General features: G+C 57.8%; 23 protein-coding genes. All 23 read right to left on the bottom strand.

The genetic code is table 11. From position 1 onward, the window contains the following. The coding region (locus QN377_RS20535; protein ID WP_323567658.1) for a response regulator at positions 1-481 on the bottom strand (481 nt) is incomplete at its 3' end. Between the two features lie 47 nt (positions 482-528). Continuing rightward, the gene (locus QN377_RS20540) at positions 529-2,697 is read right to left on the bottom strand and encodes a chemotaxis protein CheA (RefSeq protein ID WP_095018899.1); all 2,169 of its coding nucleotides are present in this window, start codon (positions 2,695-2,697) and stop codon (positions 529-531) included. A gap of 64 nt (positions 2,698-2,761) precedes the next feature. After that, positions 2,762-3,550, bottom strand: a complete 789-nt coding sequence (locus QN377_RS20545) for a protein phosphatase CheZ (RefSeq protein WP_095018900.1) — start codon at positions 3,548-3,550, stop codon at positions 2,762-2,764. Between the two features lie 20 nt (positions 3,551-3,570). Beyond that, on the bottom strand, positions 3,571-3,942 hold the full coding sequence (locus QN377_RS20550) for a chemotaxis response regulator CheY (protein ID WP_162939305.1): 372 nt from the start codon (positions 3,940-3,942) through the stop codon (positions 3,571-3,573). Between the two features lie 194 nt (positions 3,943-4,136). After that, positions 4,137-4,877 carry an RNA polymerase sigma factor FliA gene (gene fliA, locus QN377_RS20555; RefSeq protein ID WP_016781546.1) on the bottom strand — a complete coding sequence of 247 codons (741 nt, stop codon included), beginning with the start codon at positions 4,875-4,877 and terminating at the stop codon, positions 4,137-4,139. Then, complete coding sequence (gene fleN, locus QN377_RS20560) at positions 4,877-5,704, bottom strand: flagellar synthesis regulator FleN (protein ID WP_016781547.1); 828 nt, start codon at positions 5,702-5,704, stop codon at positions 4,877-4,879. Before fleN ends, fliA begins: the two co-directional genes overlap by 1 nt. Positions 5,705-5,823: 119 nt before the next feature. Beyond that, positions 5,824-7,140 carry a flagellar biosynthesis protein FlhF gene (gene flhF, locus QN377_RS20565; protein ID WP_095002596.1) on the bottom strand — a complete coding sequence of 439 codons (1,317 nt, stop codon included), beginning with the start codon at positions 7,138-7,140 and terminating at the stop codon, positions 5,824-5,826. 11 nt (positions 7,141-7,151) lie between these two features. Continuing rightward, positions 7,152-9,281 (bottom strand): flagellar biosynthesis protein FlhA, encoded by a 2,130-nt coding sequence (gene flhA / locus QN377_RS20570; RefSeq protein ID WP_095002707.1) that lies wholly within the window; start codon positions 9,279-9,281, stop codon positions 7,152-7,154. A gap of 256 nt (positions 9,282-9,537) precedes the next feature. Continuing rightward, a complete protein-coding gene (locus QN377_RS20575) occupies positions 9,538-10,590 on the bottom strand; it encodes a fimbrial protein (RefSeq protein ID WP_095018902.1) in 1,053 nt (350 codons plus the stop codon). A 125-nt stretch (positions 10,591-10,715) separates the two neighbouring features. Next, positions 10,716-11,123: a fimbrial protein gene (locus tag QN377_RS20580; RefSeq protein ID WP_238705503.1), complete on the bottom strand. Its 408-nt coding sequence runs from the start codon at positions 11,121-11,123 to the stop codon at positions 10,716-10,718. Positions 11,124-11,229: 106 nt separating this feature from the next. Then, the gene (locus QN377_RS20585) at positions 11,230-11,802 is read right to left on the bottom strand and encodes a fimbrial protein (RefSeq protein WP_095002598.1); all 573 of its coding nucleotides are present in this window, start codon (positions 11,800-11,802) and stop codon (positions 11,230-11,232) included. Positions 11,803-11,824: 22 nt separating this feature from the next. Then, positions 11,825-12,589, bottom strand: coding sequence for a fimbria/pilus periplasmic chaperone (locus tag QN377_RS20590; RefSeq protein ID WP_095018903.1), 765 nt, complete (start codon positions 12,587-12,589; stop codon positions 11,825-11,827). Next, the gene (locus tag QN377_RS20595) at positions 12,586-15,162 is read right to left on the bottom strand and encodes an outer membrane usher protein (protein ID WP_095018904.1); all 2,577 of its coding nucleotides are present in this window, start codon (positions 15,160-15,162) and stop codon (positions 12,586-12,588) included. The genes QN377_RS20590 and QN377_RS20595 overlap by 4 nt, the downstream gene beginning before the upstream one ends. Further along, positions 15,163-15,435, bottom strand: a complete 273-nt coding sequence (locus QN377_RS20600; protein WP_240055595.1) for a fimbrial protein — start codon at positions 15,433-15,435, stop codon at positions 15,163-15,165. Between the two features lie 356 nt (positions 15,436-15,791). Further along, complete coding sequence (locus tag QN377_RS20605) at positions 15,792-16,337, bottom strand: fimbrial protein (RefSeq protein ID WP_150628779.1); 546 nt, start codon at positions 16,335-16,337, stop codon at positions 15,792-15,794. A gap of 333 nt (positions 16,338-16,670) precedes the next feature. Beyond that, complete coding sequence (gene flhB / locus QN377_RS20610) at positions 16,671-17,807, bottom strand: flagellar biosynthesis protein FlhB (protein ID WP_095002601.1); 1,137 nt, start codon at positions 17,805-17,807, stop codon at positions 16,671-16,673. 2 nt (positions 17,808-17,809) lie between these two features. Continuing rightward, positions 17,810-18,592 (bottom strand): flagellar biosynthetic protein FliR, encoded by a 783-nt coding sequence (fliR, locus tag QN377_RS20615; RefSeq protein ID WP_095002602.1) that lies wholly within the window; start codon positions 18,590-18,592, stop codon positions 17,810-17,812. Further along, on the bottom strand, positions 18,593-18,862 hold the full coding sequence (gene fliQ / locus QN377_RS20620) for a flagellar biosynthesis protein FliQ (protein ID WP_095002603.1): 270 nt from the start codon (positions 18,860-18,862) through the stop codon (positions 18,593-18,595). It abuts the gene before it with no gap. 4 nt (positions 18,863-18,866) lie between these two features. Next, the gene (gene fliP / locus QN377_RS20625) at positions 18,867-19,610 is read right to left on the bottom strand and encodes a flagellar type III secretion system pore protein FliP (RefSeq protein WP_095002604.1); all 744 of its coding nucleotides are present in this window, start codon (positions 19,608-19,610) and stop codon (positions 18,867-18,869) included. After that, positions 19,610-20,044: a flagellar biosynthetic protein FliO gene (fliO, locus tag QN377_RS20630; protein WP_095018905.1), complete on the bottom strand. Its 435-nt coding sequence runs from the start codon at positions 20,042-20,044 to the stop codon at positions 19,610-19,612. Before fliO ends, fliP begins: the two co-directional genes overlap by 1 nt. Next, positions 20,045-20,509, bottom strand: a complete 465-nt coding sequence (fliN, locus tag QN377_RS20635; protein ID WP_095002606.1) for a flagellar motor switch protein FliN — start codon at positions 20,507-20,509, stop codon at positions 20,045-20,047. It lies immediately after the preceding gene. Positions 20,510-20,567: 58 nt separating this feature from the next. Continuing rightward, entirely contained in the window at positions 20,568-21,536 is a 969-nt protein-coding gene (gene fliM, locus QN377_RS20640; protein WP_019828822.1) for a flagellar motor switch protein FliM, read from the bottom strand. A 9-nt stretch (positions 21,537-21,545) separates the two neighbouring features. Next, positions 21,546-22,037 (bottom strand): flagellar basal body-associated protein FliL, encoded by a 492-nt coding sequence (gene fliL / locus QN377_RS20645; protein ID WP_095018906.1) that lies wholly within the window; start codon positions 22,035-22,037, stop codon positions 21,546-21,548. Positions 22,038-22,208: the final 171 nt, after the last annotated feature.

The raw sequence follows: 22,208 nt of genomic DNA on the forward strand, positions 1-22,208 counted from the left end.
AGATGTGTATAAGAGACAGGGACAGGGTCGGGGTCGGGGCCGCCGCCGCCGGTACAGGTGCGCTGTAGCTGGACATGCGCCTGTTGCTGCGCGAGATGCTGTGTACTTTTTCACACAGCATCTGTTTGACCTTCTCGGGGTTACGCGAGATGTCTTCAAAGTTTTTCGGCAGAAAATCCACCGCCCCGGCGTCCAGCGCATCGAGGGTCACGCGGGCACCCTCGTGGGTCAGCGAGGAGAACATCAACACCGGGGTCGGGCAGCGCTGCATGATATGGCGCACGGCAGTGATGCCATCCATCATCGGCATCTCGTAATCCATGGTGATCACGTCCGGCTTGAGCGCCAGCGCCTGATCAATCGCTTCCTTGCCGTTGGTGGCGGTGCCGATCACTTGAATCGTCGGGTCAGCCGACAGAATTTCCGAGACACGACGGCGGAAAAAACCGGAATCATCCACCACCAGGACCTTGACTACCATAAACACTCCGTTAGGCGGTACGGGGCACGAGCCCCGAGGCACCAGAATCAAATACGCCGTGATGCGTAATGCTTGAGCATGCTCGGAACATCCAGAATCAAGGCAATACGACCATCACCGGTGATGGTGGCACCCGACATGCCTGGCGTGCCCTGGAGCATCTTGCCCAAAGGCTTGATCACCACTTCTTCCTGGCCGACCAGTTGATCGACCACAAAACCGATGCGCTGGGTGCCGATCGAGAGAATCACCACATGCCCTTCGCGCTGCTCTTCGTGGGCAGCAGATGCCACCAGCCAGCGCTTGAGGTAGAACAGCGGCAGCGCCTTGTCGCGCACGATCACCACTTCCTGACCGTCGACCACATTGGTGCGCGACAGGTCGAGGTGGAAGATTTCGTTGACGTTGACCAGCGGGAAAGCAAACGCCTGATTACCCAGCATCACCATCAGGGTCGGCATAATGGCCAGGGTCAGGGGCACCTTGATGACGATTTTTGAACCACGGCCCAGGGCCGACTCGATACTCAACGAACCATTGAGCTGGGCAATCTTGGTTTTCACCACGTCCATGCCCACGCCACGCCCGGACACATCGCTGATTTCGGTCTTGGTCGAAAAACCCGGGGCAAAGATCAGGTTGTAGCAGTCGTTTTCGCTCAGGCGATCGGCCGCATCCTTGTCCATCAGGCCTTTTTTCACCGCCAGGGAACGCAGGAAATTGGCGTCCATGCCTTTGCCATCGTCAGAGATCGACAGCAGGATATGGTCGCCCTCCTGCTCGGCCGACAAAATCACCCGACCACAGCTCGGTTTGCCGGCGGCGGCGCGTTCTTCCGGGGTTTCGCAGCCGTGGTCGACGGCGTTGCGCACCAGGTGGACCAGCGGATCGGCCAGGGCCTCGACGAGGTTTTTGTCCAGGTCGGTCTCTTCGCCCACCAGCTCCAGGCTGATTTCTTTTTTCAGCTGCCGTGCCAGGTCCCGTACCAGGCGCGGGAAGCGGCCGAAAACTTTCTTGATCGGCTGCATCCGCGTTTTCATCACCGCGGTTTGCAGGTCGGCGGTGACCACGTCGAGGTTGGACAGCGCCTTGGCCATCTCCTCGTCATGACTGTTCAGGCCCAGGCGCACCAGACGGTTACGCACCAGCACCAGTTCGCCGACCATATTCATGATGTCATCGAGCCGCGCGGTATCGACGCGCACGGTGGTTTCAGCCTCGCTGGCCACCGGTTTTTCTGCAGGCGCAGCCGCGCCACGGGCCGGGCCCGGTCGTGCCGCCGCTACCGGCTTGGCCGGGGCAACTGCAGCCACCACGGCTGCCGAGTCGGCGCTGAATTTGCCTTTGCCGTGCATCTGGTCGAGCAGGGCTTCAAATTCGTGATCGCTGATCAGGTCAGGGTCGCCCGCAGGCACCACGGCAGTGACCGCAGGCTCGGCAGGAGCCGCGGTCGCGGTGTCCAGCCCATCGGTATTGAACGAACCCTTGCCATGCAATTGATCAAGCAGGGCTTCGAATTCATCGTCGGTGATTTCATTGCTGACTTCGGCGGCCACGGCGGGCGCTTCGTCGGCCACAGTGGCCACCGCCGCTTCCATCGAAAACTGGCCCTTGCCGTGCAATTGGTCGAGCAGCAATTCAAACTCGGCGTCGCTTATTTCGTCGCTGGTCGTGCTTTGTGTTGTGGCCACCGCCTCAGGCTCGGCCGCGGCCGCCTTGACCGCATCGAGGGAATCAAGCAACTGCTCGAACTCGCTGTCGGTGATATCGGTCACCGGGGCTTCAACCACCGGTTCAGGCACTGCAACAACCGCTGCTTGCACAGCAGCAGGCTCGGCCAGGCGCGCCAGGGCCGCCAGCAACTCGGGAGTCGCGGCAGTGATCGGGCTGCGCTCGCGCACTTCGCTGAACATGCCATTGACCGCATCCAGGGCCTCAAGCACCACATCCATCAGCTCCGCGTCAACGCTGCGCTCACCCTTGCGCAGGATGTCGAAGACGTTTTCGGCGATGTGACAGCACTCCACCAACTCATGGAGCTGCAGGAAGCCGGCGCCCCCTTTTACAGTGTGAAAACCGCGAAAAATGGCATTGAGCAGATCCGCATCATCCGGTCGGCTTTCCAGCTCGACCAGTTGTTCGGACAACAACTCCAGAATTTCGCCGGCTTCAACCAGGAAATCCTGAAGGATTTCTTCATCGGCGCCGAAGCTCATGTAGGTGCTCCTTGAAATAGGCTCTTCGACGCCGGGCAACAGCGCCCGCACGCCTCTTCAAGTCCTAAAAACCCAGACTGGACAACAAATCGTCAACATCATCCTGACCGGATACGACGTCATTACGTGTATCGGCATGAATCTGCGGACCTTCACCCTTGGCCTGGTTTTTTTGCAAATTATTTTCAGCGCGCAATGCATCGCGGTCGTGCTCGATCCCGGCAAAGCGATCGACCTGGCTGGCCATCAGCACCAGCTTGAGCAAATTGCTCTCCACGTCCGTGACCAGTTGCGTCACCCGCTTGATCACCTGACCGGTCAGGTCCTGGAAATCCTGAGCCAGCAAAATATCAGTCAGATTGGCGGACACGATGGTGTTTTGCGTTTCGCTGAGCGTCAAAAAACTGTCAATCCGACGCGCCAGCTCGCGAAACTCTTCGGCACCGATTTCGCGGCGCATGAAACGCCCCCAATCCGCGCTCAGTTCCTTGGCTTCCTGACCCAGGCCATTGACCAGTGGCGTGCTGTTTTCCACCAGGTCCATGGTCCGGTTGGCCGCCGCTTCCGTGAGTTTCACAACATAAGCCAAACGTTCGGTGGCATCCGTGATCTGCGACACCTCTTCGGCTTGCGGCATGCCTGGATCAATATGGAAATTGACAATGGCGCTGTGCAGTTCGCGGGTCAGCTTGCCGACTTCACGATACAGCCCGCGGTCACGGGTCTGGTTGAGCTCGTGAATCAACTGCACGGCATCGCCAAACTGGCCTCGTTCAAGGCTTTCGACCAATTCGTGGGCATGTTTTTTCAGGGTCGATTCAAAATCGGCCTGTGTGCAATCTTTATGCTCCATAGTGCCCCCAAGGCAACCGCTCAACCGATGCGTTCAAAGATCTTTTCGATTTTGTCTTTGAGTGCGATAGCGGTGAACGGCTTGACTACATATCCATTAACACCGGCCTGGGCCGCTTCGATAATCTGCTCGCGCTTGGCCTCGGCGGTCACCATCAGCACCGGCAAGTGCTTGAGTTTTTCGTCGGCACGCACATGGCGCAGCAACTCGATGCCGGTCATGCCCGGCATGTTCCAGTCCGTCACCAGAAAGTCGATGTGCCCCAGGTTGAGGATCGGTAACGCGGTGGTGCCGTCGTCCGCCTCGACCGTGTTGGTGAACCCCAGGTCACGCAACAGGTTTTTAATGATCCGCCGCATCGTTGAAAAGTCATCAACGATGAGGATTTTCATGTTCTTGTCCAATTCGACCTCCAAGCAGTCTTTAACGCACCCATGTGCAGGGCACGCCATTCAATCAATTCGTTTTCAAACACGCCTAATCGACTGTGGGAGCGGGCTTGCCCGCGATGGGGTCGACGCGGTCTGTCTGATTCACCGTGTCGATCCCATCGCGGGCAAGCCCGCTCCCACAGGTATCAAGGGCCCTAGTGCGCGCGCCACTGCCCCAGGCGAGCCCGCAAGCGTGCCGCGCACTGGCTGTGCAGCTGGCTGACCCGGGACTCGCTGACCCCCAGCACTTCGCCGATTTCCTTGAGGTTCAGTTCTTCGTCGTAGTACAGCGCCAGCACCAACCGTTCACGCTCGGGCAAATGGGCGATCGCATCGGCCAGCGCGGCCTGAAAGCGTTCATCTTCAAGGTCGCGCGACGGCTCCGTGTGGGCACTCGCGCCATCTTCATGCAACCCTTCGTGTTCGCCGTCCTGCAACAGATCGTCGAAACTGAACAGGCGGCTGCCCAGGGTGTCATTCAAGATGGCGTAATAATCATCAAGGCTTAACTGGAGTTCGGCCGCAACTTCATGATCTTTAGCGTCACAACCGGTTTTTGCTTCAATTACCCGAATGGCGTCACTGACCATGCGGGTATTGCGGTGTACCGAACGCGGTGCCCAGTCGCCCTTGCGCACTTCATCGAGCATCGCGCCACGGATACGGATGCCGGCATAGGTCTCGAAACTCGCGCCCTTGCTGGCGTCGTATTTGCCCGAAACTTCGAGCAGGCCGATCATCCCGGCCTGGATCAGGTCATCCACCTGCACGCTGGCCGGCAAACGCGCCAGCAGGTGGTAGGCAATGCGCTTGACCAGGGGCGCGTAGCGCTCGATCAGCTCGTACTGGCTGTCACGGGATGACTTGCTGTACATGCGATAACCGCTGGCCGTCATTAAAAGCGCCCCCCTGCCTGCTGCACCAGGCGTTCGACAAAGAACTCAAGATGCCCCCTCGGGTTGGCTGGCAACGGCCAGGTGTCAACTTTTTGCGCGATGGCCTTGAACGCCAGCGAGCACTTGGAGCGCGGAAACGCTTCGTAGACGGCGCGCTGTTTTTGCACGGCCTTGCGCACGCATTCGTCGTAAGGCACGGCGCCCACATATTGCAGGGCCACATCGAGGAAACGGTCGGTAACCTTGGTCAGCTTGGCGAACAGATTGCGCCCTTCCTGCGGGCTTTGCGCCATATTGGCCAGCACGCGGAAGCGGTTCATGCCGTAATCGCGGTTGAGCAACTTGATCAACGCATAGGCGTCGGTGATCGAGGTCGGCTCGTCGCACACCACCAGCAGCACTTCCTGGGCTGCGCGGACAAAGCTGACCACCGACTCGCCAATCCCGGCGGCGGTGTCGATCACCAGCACATCGAGGTTGTCGCCCAGGTCGCTGAAGGCCTGGATCAGACCGGCATGCTGCGCCGGGCTCAGGTGCACCATGCTCTGGGTGCCCGAGGCCGCCGGCACGATGCGGATCCCGCCGGGCCCCTGGAGCAATACGTCGCGCAGCTCGCAACGCCCCTCGACCACATCGGCCAGGGTGAATTTTGGGGTCAAGCCCAGCAAAACATCGACGTTCGCCAGCCCAAGGTCCGCGTCCATCAACAGAACGCGCCTGCCCAGCTCGGCCAATGCGATGGACAAGTTGACTGACACGTTAGTTTTACCGACGCCACCCTTGCCGCCGGTCACTGCGATCACCTGTACGGGATGCATGCTGCCCATGATCTTTCTTTACCTTGTCTTACTTAGACGCGGCTACATGCGTTGGCTGCTCGTTCCCCTGCGGAACAAAACCTTCAGACCAGCCGATGTAGGTACATTTCAACGTAATCTTGACTACCTCAGCCGACCCGCTTGGGTGGGCTGTGGTAGATATCAGCGAACATATCGGCCATGGCCTCTTCGCTGGGTTCTTCCTGCATTTGCACACTCACTGCGCGGCTCACCAGCTGGTGACGCCGCGGCAGATGAAGATCGTCCGGGATCCGCGGGCCGTCGGTGAGGTAAGCCACCGGCAGCTCGTGACTGATCGCCAGGCTCAACACTTCGCCCAGGCTCGCGGTTTCATCCAGTTTGGTGAGGATGCAACCGGCCAGCCCGCAACGCTTGTAACTGAGGTAAGCGGCCGTCAGCACCTGCTTCTGGCTGGTAGTGGCCAACACCAGATAATTCCTGGCCTTGATTCCGCGCCCCGCCAGGCTTTCGAGCTGCAGGCGCAACGCCGGGTCGCTGGCTTGCAGGCCCGCGGTATCGACCAGCACCACGCGCTTGCGCACCAGCGGTTCAAGGGTCTGGCCCAGCGACTGGCCGGGGGCAACATGGGTTACCGGCACATTCAAGATGCGCCCCAGGGTCTTGAGTTGTTCCTGGGCGCCAATACGGAAACTGTCCATGCTCACCAGGGCGATATTCTGCGCGCCGTACTTGAGCACATAACGGGCCGCCAGCTTGGCCAGGGTGGTGGTTTTACCCATCCCGGCGGGCCCCACCATGGCGATTACGCCACCCTCTTCCAGCGGCTCCAGCTCCGGCGTGGCAATCATCCGCGCCAGGTGCGCCAGCAACATCCGCCACGCCTGGCGTGGCTCTTCGATACCGGCCACCTGCGCCAGCAGATCACGGGACAACGGCCCGGACAAACCGATGCGCTGCAAACGGCGCCACAAGTTGGCCTGCGCGGGCTTGGCGTCCTGCAACTGGCTCCAGGCCAGCGAGCCCAGTTGCACTTCCAGCAACTCGCGCAAACCGTTGAGTTCATGGCGCATATTGTCGAATGCACGCTGATCGATCGTCGGTGCCGCGGGCGCCGGCGCAGGGCGCGGCGGTTCTTCAAGGGTCGGCTCAATCAATGGCTCGGCAGCCGTGAGCGGCAAACCGGCAAACAGCTGGCGGTTATCGCCGGCCTCGCCTTCACCGCGCAAGCTCAACTCGGCCTGGGCCGAAACAATCCGCGACTGGGTCTTGCGCAGCTCTTCTTCCAGCTCAATGTTCGGCACCCGGGGTGCCAGCGCGGACAGCTTGTAGTCCAGGGCCGCGGTCAACTCAACGCCCCCGGCAATCCGGCGGTTGCCAATAATGGCGGCGTCAGCCCCCAACTCATCACGAATCAGCTTCATGGCCTGACGCATATCGGCGGCGAAAAATCGCTTCACTTGCATAAACCAAACCCTCAGCCGTTAGGGCCTACTGTCGCAACGATCGTGACCTGCTTGTTGTCAGGGATTTCCTGGTAAGCCAGTACATGCAGGTTGGGCACCGCCAGACGGCCAAAGCGCGACAGCATCGCGCGTACCGGGCCTGCCACCAACAAGATGACCGGATTGCCTTGCATCTCCTGACGCTGAGCAGCGTCGATCAACGAGCGCTGGAGCTTCTCTGCCATGCTGGGCTCCAGCAAAACGCCCTCTTCCTGGCCTTGTCCGGCCTTCTGCAAACTATTGAGCAATATTTGTTCCAACCTGGGCTCCAGGGTGATAACAGGCAGCTCGGAGTCAACGCCTACAATGCTTTGCACGATGGCACGAGACAAGCCCACGCGTACGGCGGCAACCAAAGCGGCAGTATCTTGACTCTTATGAGCATTGTTGGCGACGGCTTCGGCAATACTGCGGATATCCCGCACTGGCACCTGTTCGGCCAACAAGGCCTGCAGCACCTTGAGCAATTGCGACAGGCTCAACACCCCCGGCACCAGTTCTTCGGCCAGTTTGGGCGAGGACTTGGCCAGCAGCTGCATCAACTGCTGAACTTCTTCATGGCCAATCAACTCATGGGAGTGTTTGTACAGGATCTGGTTAAGGTGCGTTGCCACTACGGTACTGGCGTCCACTACGGTATAGCCCAGTGACTGCGCCTGGCTGCGCTGGCTGACCTCGATCCACACCGCTTCCAGACCAAAGGCCGGGTCTTTGGTGGTAATCCCGTTAAGCGTGCCAAATACCTGCCCCGGATTGATCGCCATCTCGCGGTCCGGATAGATTTCGGCCTCCGCCAGAATCACTCCCATCAGGGTCAGGCGATAGGCGCTGGGGGCCAGATCGAGATTGTCACGGATATGCACGGTGGGCATCAGAAAGCCCAGGTCCTGGGACAGCTTCTTGCGCACCCCCTTGATCCGCGCCAGTAACTGGCCACCCTGGTTGCGATCCACCAACGGGATCAGGCGATAACCGACCTCAAGCCCGATCATGTCGATGGGGGTAACGTCATCCCAGCCCAGCTCCTTGGTTTCCTGGGCGCGGGCTGGAGAAGGCAGCAGCTCCTGCTGGCGCTTGACCTCTGCCAGGGCCTGGACCTTGACCACGTTCTGTTTTTTCCACATCAGGTACGCCGCACCACCGGCGACTGCAGCCAGGCTCAGGAAGGAGAAATGCGGCATGCCGGGCACGATGCCCATGATGGCCATGATGCCTGCCGAGACAGCCAGCGCCTTGGGTGAGGTAAACATCTGCCGGTTGATCTGCTTGCCCATGTCTTCGGAGCCCGAAGCACGGGTCACCATGATCGCGGCAGCCGTGGACAGCAACAGGGACGGCAATTGCGCCACCAAACCGTCACCGATGGTGAGCAAGGCGTACACCTTGCCGGCTTCGCTGAAGCTCATGCCGTGCTGGAAAATCCCAACTGCCATGCCGCCGATCAGGTTGATAAACAGGATCAACAGACCGGCGATGGCATCACCGCGCACGAATTTGCTGGCACCGTCCATCGAGCCATAGAACTCGGCTTCCTGGGCGACTTCCTGACGGCGCATCTTGGCCTGATTCTGGTCGATAAGGCCGGCATTCAGGTCGGCGTCAATGGCCATCTGCTTGCCGGGCATGGCGTCGAGGGTGAAGCGCGCACTCACTTCCGAGATGCGCCCGGCGCCCTTGGTCACGACCACGAAGTTGATGATCATCAGGATCGCAAACACCACGATGCCCACCACGTAGTTGCCGCCGATCACCACCTCGCCGAAGGCCTGGATCACCTTGCCCGCGGCGGCGTGGCCTTCCTGACCGTGGAGCATCACCACCCGCGTGGAGGCCACGTTGAGCGCCAGCCGCATCAGCGTGGCCACCAGCAGGATGGTGGGGAACACGGCAAAATCCAGCGGCCGCAAGGCGTAGACGCACACCAGCAACACCACGATGGACAGCGCGATATTGAAGGTAAAAAACACATCCAGCAAAAAGGCGGGGATCGGCAACATCATCATTGCCAGCATCACCAGCAACAACAGCGGCACACCCAACTGTCCCTGACCCAGGCCGGCCAGACCGCTGCGAGCGGTGTTGATTAACTGAGAGCGATCCAATGACATTGCGGCAAACCTTTAGCAAACTTTTGACGCCATATGCGCCTTGGAGCCTGCCACTGCAAGAAACCTTCCAACTTTGGCAAATGGCCATATGGAAGGCTTGCAGGGTGTGCGAATCCTTGTAGTGCCGATGAGCGCAGCAGGGCTGAAACCAGGAAAAAACGCCGTTCATTGCCAATAAGGGAGAATCCTTCCCCCTTGTGCTGTTGCAGCTTTTATTTTGCAGCCGATGGGATGGCTCTTACTTGGCGAGTCAAGGAAACTCCACCACAAGAGTACCGCTCCCAGCAAAAGGGCCGGCAGGTGGAAAAGTGCCACGTTTACGAAAAAGAGAAAAAGTATATTCCTCCGTTGTTTCACCGTTGATCAAATAGACATAATAACTGAGCCCGGAAGACGGTAAAATAATTGCATCATCACTTTTACGAATCATGGCGATGGCTATATCAGGCTTGCCCGATACAAAACCTTCAGCACTGAATATAGAAGGCGTTGCCACCAGTTTAAGCCTGGCGCTTTGAAGAGCCCTGTCACACACAAATTTTACGCCGACCGTTTTCCGGGCAAGTGAAGTGCTCGCACTTATTCCGATGGCCGCGGGATCCACAGAACCAAAATCAACATTAACGGGCCTGTTATCATTGATAGCACACTCCGCTGGAACAGGTGGTGTTGTGTCCAAACTGTTGCGTGCCCTGATTTGAACGTACATCGAAAATGGCGCATACGAAGCATGGGTGAAATTATACAGCTTGAAAAAATGAAAGTTACCGATCACATCACCCGCGTCAATTTTAATGTTCAAGCCTGGACTTGAAGAAAGTTTGAGATACATACCAAGCCAGAAAAAATAGTTAGGTCCACCTCTAGAGCCTTCGGCAAGGTACCTGCCAGGCCCCAAAGGCCAAGGGTATTCGTTCCCGCCAACAATCATCCCGGAGGAGAAAGCAGAAAATTTTGGAGCCTGATTAAACGTATCAGAGGTTGAAGCTATCCACTCCCGATAACTAAGAGGAAACGTCACCGGGAAATTATGCCTGCACACGGTCGGCACAGCACTTTTCATAGTAACCCTGCTATTTTCCGCATCCAGTTTTACGTCAGTGTAGATAATAAGAGTTTCTGCTCTCATATCCCTCCAGACCCGGTCATCCGTTTGGCAATGAACAGCAAAAGCAACTTGTGCAAACAGCCAAAAAAATACGCCAGCAAAACACCTCATAATATTCACGACTTTTGATCCTGTATGTAGTTTTACCTCGACACGCGTCTTGGGGGCATCCAGCGCAAATATAAACACCGCCACAAATCCATCCAGATCAGGTTAAGAGTCCAAGTCAACAACTATAGTATTTTCCACACCAAAGGTGATCAATGATACGCAGTGCAAACACGTCAGTTTATTGTCGGTGCCTCATCTGCCTTTACTTCTCAGCGCAGTGATATGACTATCGTTGCGGAAGCCGAAAAAGCTCCTCCCGCAAGAGTGCTACCCGGTTTTGCCACCAGCACCGCTTCCATTTGAGGCAAAGTTGGGTATGTAAAATTAACGGGACTGTTAAGGGACCAGGTTGCACCCCCCACCAGGAACTTGATCCCGAGATTACTTTTACTGGTCATCAACAACGCGCGATCAAAACTGGCTCCACCCCCCTGCAACTCTATTGTCATGTCATTGGTTGGCTGCGGCCCGCACGTCACTGTATAAGGCACCTGCTTGCGATAATTGACCCCATCGATCTGTGCAGCTACCAGATTGCTGCCGAAAGGGACAGTGAGCGTGTTGTTGCCATTAACAATGCAAGGCGCAGGCGCAAGGATTACCCCACTCACATTCACGGCCACCTCCGAGGTACGCGCCGTAACACTCTGGCCAAGAGACAGACACAGACAATAGCAAGTGATTGCAAAACGCGAAGTTACCGACCTGATCATCGTTGCGCCCTCACTCATAAATAAGCCTGAAATCAACCCGGGCCCGAAACGCGCCATTGCTCAGTGCTGTGGCAGTGCGCGTGGGTTGCACCTGCCACGTCAGGGTGTCGCTGCCATGCGCCAGAAACAAAGGCTCTCCACGAGCGCCCAAACGCACATCCCGGCCAAGGGCATCGGTCAGGCGCAGGCCCATGCCGGTGACACCCTGAACTTTGACCAAACGCGGATCATCCTTATCGGAAGGCGCCAGAAAAGCGACGGACACCACCGGCTGATAGGCACTCCACACCAGATTGCCCGTGCGCTCATTCAGGAGGCTGCCGGATGCGCGCATGCAATCGACAAAGCGCAACTGCAAAACCACGGGCGATGCCATATCGCCCGGGCGCATCAATTGGCTGCGGGGCACATTTCCAAGGTCCACGGCCTGGTCTGCCGAGGCCATGTCCAGGACGCAAGGGGAATTGATCAGTGAGCCCGAAATATCCAGAACTCCATTCATCCCTTGAATCTCGGCCTGGCCCTGAGCGGCATGCAGCGTCAGCAACAAGGCACTCAGGGCCGTCACCGTACAAGGTTTCATGACGCCTCTTCTGAGGCGCGCACTAGTCATCGGTCGTAGACACATTTGCGTCCACCTTGCAGGTGTTGCCAGTGCAACTGAACGCCAGTGCCGGGCGGCCGCCGTAATCATTTACATAGGTCAGCCAGGGTTTACTACCCAGTGCCGCCGCACTCACGCCCAGCTTGAGCGTGCCTTTTGGCGGCACCATCAGCGGCTCAAAACCGGGAGAGGTTTTGCCCTCTTTGCTGCTGCGGACATCGATCAGCGTGATGTAGTACGGGGTAGGATTATTGACTTGAAAGTCATCGGCCTCACGGGTCAGGATCAGTTGTTTCTGCCAGGGGTCCGAGCGTTCCTGCTGGCTCGGCACTATCGAAGCCGGACGATAAAAAAGCTTGATGCGGGTCTGCAGGGCGATCTGCAGGCTGTTGGCCTTGTCGCTACGGGGCGGAATTTCGCGCAAATTGAAGTAATAGACGGTCTCCCGGTCCTGGGGCAGCGACTTGACCGCAGGTAACGCCTGAACTTTCACCTGGCTTTTTTTACCGGGCTCCAGGCGCTGGACCGGTGGCAACACGATCAGCGGCGAGGTGATCTTGTTGCCTTGCTCATCCTCGATCCAGCCCTGGGCCAGGTAAGGCAACTGGGTGTTGTTGTTGGTGATGGTCATGCTGGCGGCATCCTTGCTGCCATCAAACACGACCCGGGTTCGATCAAGACCAATGGCGGCATTGACGTTGCCGGTCTGCGACAGCATCAGGAGGACAAGCGACGAGTACGCGCAACTGAACGTTTTAATTTTCATGACTTTTTCTCGCTATCAACAATCCTGCCCAGAGAGGCTGACGCGGGCATGGTCTTGTCCGCTGCGACCCCCTGGCAGGACAGACTGAGGGTGGAAGCCAACCCGTCGACCGGTAAATCTTCAGGCAATACAAAGGTGCAACGCTCGGCACCACCCCAACTGACTATCATCCGCCCACCGGGCTGAATACCACTGAGGTAGACGCTGCCAGCATCATTGACGATGCCGGTGCCCTGCTGTTTTTCGTTTTTCACCATGGCGCCGAACGGCGGCACGCTGCCATCAGGCAGGCTCAACACAGCCATGGCCTTGAGCCCGGCAATCACCTCCAGCGTGCGATAACCGATGGCGCCCTCTGTCAGGGTCAACTGGGTCATGGACTCTGTCGCCTCCACATCGGCCGGCAAGCTTTCCAGATCGACACTGGCCGCAGTGCGCGTAAAGCTGCCGACATCCGAGACAACTGCCTTGCCGAAGGCATTGCTGCGCGTCGGGCTGCCATAGCCCCGAATCGGCACGCCAGGTACTCCACCGGTATCGATCATCAACCGGGTACCGCCCGTACCCGCAGTTCGATGCCCTGCGCCACCGTATGGCGTCAGTGTGCCGCCACCACGAGCAGACAGGGTGAGGCTGTTGTAGCTGTTCTCTTGCAGGGCAGCGCTGACGGAGACATCCGCCTGATCACCGGCATGGTTCAGGTACCCGCTAACCGAGGTGTTGCTTGCCGACAGTTGATAGCTGTTGCGCTGATCGAGCCGGTCACTGTAGTTCGTGGAATAGTTATTTTGGCCCTGAGAGCTACTGTTGACGCTGCTGGTGAGCGTCCCGGAGCGACCCATCGGCAGGCTGACTGACAGGTACATACCGGTGTGGTTGCTGGAGATGCCACTGTGCTGGTTTTTCTCCTGATTACGGAAAGCGTTCAGGGAAAGGCTCATGTTTCTTATCGAGCCCACACTGAAATAGCGCGCCAGGGACAAGTTCCATCGCTCACTGCTCGGACGATCCCAATAGGACTGGTTGCTGTAGCTCAGATAAGCGGTAAGCCCCATATCCCGAAACTGCTTGTTGACTGTCGCAGTGTAAAGCGACTTGCTGCCCCCCACCGGACCACCGTAATGGCGCGCATTCAGGTACTCGCTCATGCTCATGTAGTTTTTTTGGGAAAAACGGTAACCCGCAAAGGTGACCTGACTGTCGTACTGGTCGAAGTTTTTCGAATAGCTCAACTGAAAGGAGTCGCCTGACAAGGACGTGCCCTGCAGCTTGGCGCTGGCCCGGGTCACATCGAATGAGATCGCTCCCAAGGCCAGCAGGTCGCGCCCCACCCCGACAGAAAGCGCCGTGTAATTATTGTCACTGAGACCACCGCCATACAGGGACCAGCCATTGCTTACGCCCCAGGAGAATTCGCCTGCACCGAAGACGTCGCCCTGCCCTCCGTTGTGAAGAGAAGACGGTCGACCGCTGGCCAGTTTGTAACGCACAGTGCCGGGACGCGTCAGGTAGGGAATGTTGGCCGACTCAACCTGGAAGGTGGTGACGCTGCCGTCCTGCTCTTCGACGCGCACCTCCAGGGTCCCGGTTACGGCATCATTCAGATCCCGAATACGAAAAGGGCCCGCCGCAACCAGCGCTTCATAAAGCACACGGCCTTGCTGGCTGATAATGACCCTGGCATTGGTTTTGGCAACGCCGACAACTTCCGGTGCATAGCCACGCAAATTGGGCGGCAACTGGTTGTCATCCGAGTTGAGTGCAACGCCGGTAAAACGGAAGCTGTCGAACACGCTCGAATACAGGTAGTTTTCTCCCAGAGTCAGACGCGCCTGCATGGCAGGCAGCGCTCGATAGGCATAAAAGCGGCTCCACTCCAGCCGTCGCGCACGACTGTAGCTTTCGTCTTCGATACGGCCCTGCCAGTCTGCACGCAAGCGCCATGGGCCCGCGTTTGCGCCGAACGTGCCATTGCCGCTCAAGTCGGTTTGACGAGCTGAGCCCTTCCGCCCGCTGGACTTGGCCGTGAGGTTGTAATCCATCAGAACGCCCGGCACGCCGTTGTCCCACCGGGAAGGCGGATCCCAGTTCCGGGCGTTGTATTCCAGATAGGCTTGCGGCACGGAAATATGCAGGCTAGAGGTCGCCAGATCGCCACTGACTTCCATGCCCGCCAGGCTATTGATATGCAGGCACTCGCCGCTCTTCCACCAGCCGAGCCGAGCTTGCATTTCAGGCTTGAGCCCCAGTTGCTCAACCAGCTCGGTCGACAGGCAGGCCTGGCTACCTTTGGGGTCATCGTCAGGAGGGTAAAAAGCTATGCGCTGCTCAGGCAGCCATTGCGAGTTGACCTGCACCTGCAGCGGATAAACGCCAGGCAAGATAAAACCGCTGCGAGAAAATTGGGACAAGTCGATATTGGTACGATCGCTGAGGTCCAGAATATCGGTATTGAACTGAATCTCATCCCCGGCCCATACCTCAGCGCCCAGCGACATCAATCCGCTCAACACGCCGGTGCGCAGTATCGTTTGGGCGGCTGAGAGATCCCGCCCGGTAAACAGCCCGTACATTCAGAAATACTCCAGGCGGAAACGCACCGCAGTTCGGTGAGAACCAACCGCCACAGGACGACCATTGCCAACCAGTTGAAGGGTGTAATGCAGCTCCTGGTCCGCTCCGGTCAGAGGCGCCAGGGGCATGGGTACTCCCGGGATGCTTTCCTGCCCTTGGGTATCGGCAATACGCAGGGCCAACCCCCGGGCCGTTCCGCCAATGGCAAACAAGCGCCCGCTGGCATCCGCCAGGCCATCAAACGTCACCCTTACATGCTGCCAGTCAGGCAAGTAACTGCCTGGACGAAAAGAGTCAGGCCTGGCCAATGAGCATTTAATTAAACGCAATGTGAATATCACTGGCAAAGACTGACCCTGACGAATAAGTTGCCCCATGGGCAAAGGGTCGAATTCAACGAGTTGATAAGCGCTACTCGCATCAAGTGCACACGCAGAATCAACAATTTGCCCTTCAAGTGTTACGCGCCCACCCCCCTGACTTGCTAGTGCAGTACACACACCGAAACCCAACGTTATAAACACAAAGAACGAGGTAACCACTACTGAAATCGAGAGTGCTTTCACAGGAAACTCCCACCTGCAATTGCCCTGCTGTCGAACTTCCTACAACAGGGCAACCGGACAGCCTACTGATATGCCAGCGCGAAGTTCGTAACAGCAGTAAAAGTACCTGTACCTACAGTAGTGGTTGTAGATGTTTGACCTTTCAACTGAGCACCAAAGGTCAGCGTATTGCTACCCGCCGTAATACCTTTCGGGCGGGTTGCAGTACCCAGCGTTATGGCGGTGCCGTCGAACTCGGTCAGAAGGATGCCCGCACCGGCAACGCCGTTCAGGGCCAATGCTCCTGGCACTGCTGTCGCCCCCGTACCGGTAAAGGTGGCCTTGACTGTATTGTCGGTGAGACCGGTCAATGAACAACCGGTCAACTCGATGTTGAAATATTGCTTGGTACCGATGCCACCATTATTCAGCTGAGATTTGGACACCGAACCCAGCGGAACAGGTTGATCCACACTTTCAGGTGTAATGGAGCAGGCCGACTCCAAAATTTCACCGCTAAACGTGACAGTACCCGATCCTGCTCCCGCAGCACTGGCAACTGATGCCGAACAAGCCAGCAACACCATAGACGCCAAAGCAGACTTGGCAGACTTCAATGCAATACCCATCAAACACCCCCTACAAAAATGCATTACAACAATTGTTTAAAAAGCTGAAGATTTAGTTTAAGTTTAAATCCCGACACTTATTCATACCCCAAGGGAATAAAAGCGAAAGCCATTAGCTGGCTTTTACCCATCCCCACACACCGAAGTAAGAAGCAACTAAACTAACAGCTAACTTTCAAACAAGAAGTAAGGCACTTCCAACTGTCTTGTAGGATCCCACCTAATACAAGATAGATATATAACACCGCACTAGCAGAGATTATTTGACGGAGGCGAATTTAAAAGTAACTACTCGACGCAAAATACCTGCACTCCACCCCGTCAACTGACACGCTACTCGTCACGGCGCAAATCCGCCGGGATCGGCAAGTCCTTGAGGGGGTCCGGGCGCTTGCCCTTGCCGGCCTGGTACTGACGGATCTGGTAGACGTAGGCCAGCACCTGGGCCACGGCCAGGTACAAGCCGGCGGGGATTTCCTGCTCCAGCTCCGTGGAGTAATAGATCGACCGCGCCAGCGCCGGCGACTCCAGCAGCAGGATGTTGTGCTTGGTACCGATCTCGCGAATTTTCAGCGCCAGGAAGTCACTGCCCTTGGCCAGCAACATCGGCGCTCCGCCCTTCTCCGGGTCGTACTTGAGGGCCACGGCGTAGTGGGTCGGGTTGGTGATTATGACGTCGGCATCCGGGATCGCCGCCATCATGCGCCGCTGGGACATTTCACGCTGCACCTGACGTATGCGCTGCTTGACCTCCGGGCGCCCTTCCTGATCCTTGTGCTCGTCGCGTACTTCCTGCTTGGTCATCAGCAATTTCTGATGGCTTTCCCATAGTTGTACCGGTACGTCCACCGCAGCGATCAGGATCAATCCGCAGGCCATCCACAACGCACTCCAACCCACCACTTGCAGGCTGTGGATCACTGCCAGTTCCAGCGGCTCATGGGCGATGCGCAGCAGGTCATCGATGTCGGACTTCAACACCAGCAAGGCCACGATCAGGATGATAAAGAATTTGGCCAGGGCCTTGAGCAGCTCCACCAACGCCTTGGCCGAGAACATGCGCTTGATCCCGGCGGCGGGGTTCATGCGGCTGAATTTGGGCGCCAGGCTGCCCGCAGCAAAGAGCCAGCCGCCAAGGGATATCGGGCCGACCAGGGCCGCGATCAACAACGTGATCAGTACTGGCTGCACCGCGATCAAGGCGATTTTCCCTGAATGCAGCAGAAACGCGCCCATGGAATCCGGATTAAGCAGCACTTCGCGGCTCAAGCTGAAGTTGTAACGCATCAGCTCCATCAAATCCTGCGCCAGCGCACCGCCAAAAATCAGCAAGCCCGCCGAACCAGCCAGCATGATGGCCAGGGTGTTCAGCTCTTTGGAACGTGCAATTTCACCCTTTTCCCTGGAGTCCTTTTTTCGTTTCTCCGTGGGGTCTTCTGTTTTATCGGCGCCACTCTCGCTTTCGGCCATGGCTATCTGGCCTGCGCAAGATCACGTAAAAACTGCAGGGCCTCAGAGGCCAGCGGTTGATACTGGTTGAGAATGTCCGCCATGCTGATCCACAGGATCACCATGCCCAGCACCAGGGTCAGCGGAAAACCGATGGCAAAGATATTCAGTTGCGGCGCGGCCCGGGTCATTACGCCGAAGGCAATGTTGACCACCAGCAGCGCAGTGATCGCCGGCAGTACCAGAAGCAACGCCGCACCCAGCACCCAGCCGAGTTTATTGGCGATTTCCCAGTAGTGGTTGGGCAACAAGCCACCGCCCACCGGCAAGGTGGTGAAGCTCTCGGTCAACACTTCAAATACAACCAGATGGCCATTCATGGACAAAAACAGCAAGGTCACCAGCATGGTGAAAAACTGCCCGATTACTGCCACGTTGACCCCGTTGGCCGGGTCGACCATGGACGCAAAGCCCATGCCCATCTGGATCGCGACAATTTGCCCGGCGACCACGAACGCATGAAAAAACAGCTGCAATGCAAACCCCAGTAACGCACCGATGACGATTTGCTCGGCAATCAGCATCAGGCCACTGAGATCCAGCGGGTTGACGGCGGGCAACGGCGGCAGGCTGGGCATGATTGCCAGGGTAATCGCCAGGGACAAAAACAACTTGATGCGTTTGGGCACCAGGGTGGTGCCGATGATCGGCATGGTGGTCAGCAGCGCGCCCACCCGGAACAGCGGCAGCATAAAGCTGGCGACCCAGGTACTGATCTGCGCGTCTGTCAGGGCGAGCAGCGACATTTAGCCGATCAACTGCGGAATGCTGCCGTACAACTGCAGGATGTATTCCATAAAGGTCTGCACCAGCCACGGCCCGGCCACGATAAGAGTGACCAGCATCACCAGCAAGCGCGGGAGGAAGCTCAGGGTCTGTTCGTTGATCTGGGTCGCGGCCTGGAACATCGCCACCAGCAACCCCACCAGCAAGCTGGGTATTACCAGCACGGCAACCATCAGGGTGGTCAGCCACAACGCACTGCGAAACAGGTCTACCGCGACTTCTGGGGTCATGGGGTCAAACTCCGCCGAAACTGCTGGCCAGGGTGCCGATAATCAGCGCCCAGCCATCCACCAGTACAAACAGCATGATTTTAAACGGCAACGAGATGATCAGTGGCGAGAGCATCATCATGCCCATGGCCATCAGCACACTGGCCACTACCAGGTCGATAATCAGAAACGGAATAAAGATCATAAAACCGATCTGGAAGGCGGTTTTAAGCTCCGAGGTGACAAACGCCGGCACCAGAATGGTCAGGGGTGCGGCATCCGGGGTGGCGATATCGGTACGTTTGGACAGGCGCATAAACAGCTCAAGGTCGCTGCTGCGGGTTTGCGCCAGCATAAAGTCCTTGATCGGCACTTCAGCCTTGAGGATCGCATCCTGGGCCGAGAGCTTTTCGGCCAGATAGGGCTGCAAGGCGTCGTTGTTTACCCGATCGAAAACCGGCGCCATGATAAACAGGGTCAAAAACAGCGCCATGCCGGTAAGGATCTGGTTCGATGGGGTTTGTTGCAAGCCCAGGGCCTGGCGCAGGATCGAAAACACAATGATGATCCGCGTAAAGCTGGTCATCAACATGACAAATGCCGGAATAAAGCTCAGCGCAGTCATGATCAGCAGGATTTGCAGGCTGACCGAGTATTCCTGCTGGCCATTGGCCCCGGTGCCCAGGGTTATCGCCGGAATCGACAACGGGTCAGCCCCGAATGCCAATGGCGCGGCCAGTGCCAACAACAGCGCGACTACAAAACGCATCAAGGCTTGTCCTTTTGCTGACCGAGTATTTCCATCAGGCGCTTGGCAAACTCGGGGGTGGCCGGTTGCGCACTACCCGGCACCTGCACCGGCTCCTTGAGCACATGCAGCGGGGTGATCCGGCCCGGCGTAAGACCGAGCAGGATCTGTTCATTGCCCACCTGCACCAGCACCAGCCGGTCCCGCGCGCCCAGGGCCCGGGAGCTGATCAGTTCGATCACCTGGCCCTGGCGCGGGCCCGCCTGCTGTACACGGCGCAGCAACCAGGCCAGGGCAAAAATCAGCCCCAGCACCAGCAGCAGACCCAGTACCAGCTGGGTCAACTGCCCGCCAACACTGGCGCCAGCCACCGGAACCGCTGCGGTCGCAACCACCGGCTCGGCCGCCAGCACACTCAAGGGCAAGCCCAGTAAACCGCCAAGTAGCCGTTTCATTCAGCGCAGCTTCTTGATGCGTTCACTTGGGCTGATCACGTCGGTCAGGCGGATGCCGAACTTCTCGTTGACCACCACCACTTCACCGTGGGCAATCAGGGTGCCGTTGACCAGCACATCCAGTGGTTCGCCTGCCAGACGGTCCAGCTCGATCACCGAGCCCTGATTGAGTTGCAGCAGGTTGCGGATATTGATGTCGGTACTTCCCACTTCCATGGAGATCGACACCGGAATATCCAGAATCACGTCGAGGTTGGGGCCATCCAGGGTCACCGGCTGGTTGTTGCGCGGCACACTGCCGAATTCTTCCATCGGCAGTCGGCTGGAAGAGGGCTTGGTTGCCGCATCGGCCGCCAGTAGCGCATCGATATCGGCCTGGCCAACATCGCCGGTTTCTTCCAGCGCAGCTGCCCATTCATCAGCCAGCGCCTGGTCTGCAGCGGTTGTATCGTGTTCGTTAGCCATGGGGGTGTCCTCGGCGGGCATTCAATCATTAGCACAGCAAATTCTTGTGGCCAGGCGCCTAGCGCCGACCGATGGGCTCAACCACTTGCAAGGCCAGATTGCCTTTGTGCGAGCCCAGTTTGACCTTGAATGACGGCACGCCATTGGCGCGCATCACCAGTTCATCCTCCAGCTCGATGGGGATCACGTCGCCGGGCTGCATATGCAAAATATCGCGCAGGCGTAACTGGCGGCGGGCCACGGTGGCGCTCAGCGGCACACTGACGTCGAGCACGTCTTCGCGCAGGGCCTTGCTCCAGCGTTCGTCCTGGTCGTCGAGGTCGGACTGGAAACCGGCGTCGAGCATTTCGCGCACCGGTTCGATCATCGAGTACGGCATGGTCACATGCAGGTCGCCGCCGCCACCGTCGAGTTCGATATGGAAGGTCGACACCACAATGGCTTCGCTGGGCCCGACGATATTGGCCATGGCCGGGTTAACTTCAGAGTTGATGTACTCGAAATTGACTTCCATGATCGCCTGCCAGGCTTCCTTCAAGTCGATAAAGGCCTGCTCCAGCACCATGCGCACCACGCGCAATTCGGTGGGGGTGAATTCACGGCCTTCGATCTTGGCGTGACGGCCATCGCCGCCAAAAAAGTTGTCCACCAGCTTGAACACCAGCTTGGCGTCGAGGATAAACAGCGCCGTTCCGCGCAGCGGCTTGATTTTGACCAGGTTGAGACTGGTGGGCACATACAGCGAATGCACGTACTCGCCGAACTTCATCACCTGCACCCCGCCCACCGCCACATCCGCCGAGCGGCGCAACAGGTTGAACATGCTGATGCGGGTGTAACGGGCAAAACGCTCGTTGATCATCTCGAGGGTCGGCATGCGACCCCGGACAATACGATCCTGACTGGTCAGGTCGTAGCTTTTGACACTGCCGGGCTCGGCAGCGGTTTCGGCCTGTACCAGACCGTCATCGACGCCATGCAGCAGCGCGTCAATCTCATCCTGGGACAGCAGGTCTTGCACGGCCATGTCGTGATCCTACTGCAATACAAAGTTAGTAAAGAGCGCCTGATCGATAACCACTTTGCCGAGTTCTTTTTGCGCAACTTCCTGCACGCTGGCAGTGGTTTTCTGGCGCAATATTTCCTGGCCAACCGGTGTGGCGAGGTCGTCAAAGGCCTGCCCGGAAAACAGCATCACCAGGTTGTTGCGAATCACCGGTATATGCACCATCAGCGCCTTGAGATCGGCAGGGTCGCGCGCTTGCAGGGTCACACTGACTTGCATATAGCGCTGACGGCCATTGGCGTTGAAGTTGACCACAAAGGCCGGGGCCATCGGTTCATAGAGGGCAGGCAGCTTGACGTTCACGTCAGCTTGCGGCACAGCTTCGCTCTTGGGGCTGTGCATGAAATACCAGGTGGCGCCAACAGACAGGCCAATCGCCAGCAGCACAGCCACGACGATCAGGATAATCAGCTTGAGTTTGCCTTTAACGGCGGGGTCTTTTACTGCGTCGCTCGTCGCCATGCCAATAATCCGTCACTTTTCGGTTTTCACAGGTGCCGAGGGTAGGCAGAGCAAGTGTTATGCCAGAAGTGGAGGGATCGAAGGCTTCACGCCAATTCAAATTGCGTAGCAGCTGGCGAAGGAACACTGCAACTGTGGGAGCGAGCCTGCTCCTGTCTCTTATACACATCT

This window comes from Pseudomonas sp. CCC4.1 (assembly GCF_035019225.1).
Lineage (GTDB): Bacteria > Pseudomonadota > Gammaproteobacteria > Pseudomonadales > Pseudomonadaceae > Aquipseudomonas > Aquipseudomonas bubulae.

Excerpts from the sequence above, each read along its gene's own strand:
- QN377_RS20540 (WP_095018899.1), bottom strand. The coding sequence starts at position 2,697 with ATGAGCTTCGGCGCCGATGAAGAAATCCTTCAGGATTTCCTGGTTGAA.
- QN377_RS20545 (WP_095018900.1), bottom strand. The coding sequence starts at position 3,550 with ATGGAGCATAAAGATTGCACACAGGCCGATTTTGAATCGACCCTGAAA.
- QN377_RS20550 (WP_162939305.1), bottom strand. The coding sequence starts at position 3,942 with ATGAAAATCCTCATCGTTGATGACTTTTCAACGATGCGGCGGATCATT.
- fliA (WP_016781546.1), bottom strand. The coding sequence starts at position 4,877 with ATGACGGCCAGCGGTTATCGCATGTACAGCAAGTCATCCCGTGACAGC.
- fleN (WP_016781547.1), bottom strand. The coding sequence starts at position 5,704 with ATGGGCAGCATGCATCCCGTACAGGTGATCGCAGTGACCGGCGGCAAG.
- flhF (WP_095002596.1), bottom strand. The coding sequence starts at position 7,140 with ATGCAAGTGAAGCGATTTTTCGCCGCCGATATGCGTCAGGCCATGAAG.
- QN377_RS20585 (WP_095002598.1), bottom strand. The coding sequence starts at position 11,802 with ATGAAACCTTGTACGGTGACGGCCCTGAGTGCCTTGTTGCTGACGCTG.
- QN377_RS20590 (WP_095018903.1), bottom strand. The coding sequence starts at position 12,589 with ATGAAAATTAAAACGTTCAGTTGCGCGTACTCGTCGCTTGTCCTCCTG.
- QN377_RS20595 (WP_095018904.1), bottom strand. The coding sequence starts at position 15,162 with ATGTACGGGCTGTTTACCGGGCGGGATCTCTCAGCCGCCCAAACGATA.
- QN377_RS20605 (WP_150628779.1), bottom strand. The coding sequence starts at position 16,337 with ATGGGTATTGCATTGAAGTCTGCCAAGTCTGCTTTGGCGTCTATGGTG.
- flhB (WP_095002601.1), bottom strand. The coding sequence starts at position 17,807 with ATGGCCGAAAGCGAGAGTGGCGCCGATAAAACAGAAGACCCCACGGAG.
- fliR (WP_095002602.1), bottom strand. The coding sequence starts at position 18,592 with ATGTCGCTGCTCGCCCTGACAGACGCGCAGATCAGTACCTGGGTCGCC.
- fliQ (WP_095002603.1), bottom strand. The coding sequence starts at position 18,862 with ATGACCCCAGAAGTCGCGGTAGACCTGTTTCGCAGTGCGTTGTGGCTG.
- fliP (WP_095002604.1), bottom strand. The coding sequence starts at position 19,610 with ATGCGTTTTGTAGTCGCGCTGTTGTTGGCACTGGCCGCGCCATTGGCA.
- fliO (WP_095018905.1), bottom strand. The coding sequence starts at position 20,044 with ATGAAACGGCTACTTGGCGGTTTACTGGGCTTGCCCTTGAGTGTGCTG.
- fliN (WP_095002606.1), bottom strand. The coding sequence starts at position 20,509 with ATGGCTAACGAACACGATACAACCGCTGCAGACCAGGCGCTGGCTGAT.
- fliM (WP_019828822.1), bottom strand. The coding sequence starts at position 21,536 with ATGGCCGTGCAAGACCTGCTGTCCCAGGATGAGATTGACGCGCTGCTG.
- fliL (WP_095018906.1), bottom strand. The coding sequence starts at position 22,037 with ATGGCGACGAGCGACGCAGTAAAAGACCCCGCCGTTAAAGGCAAACTC.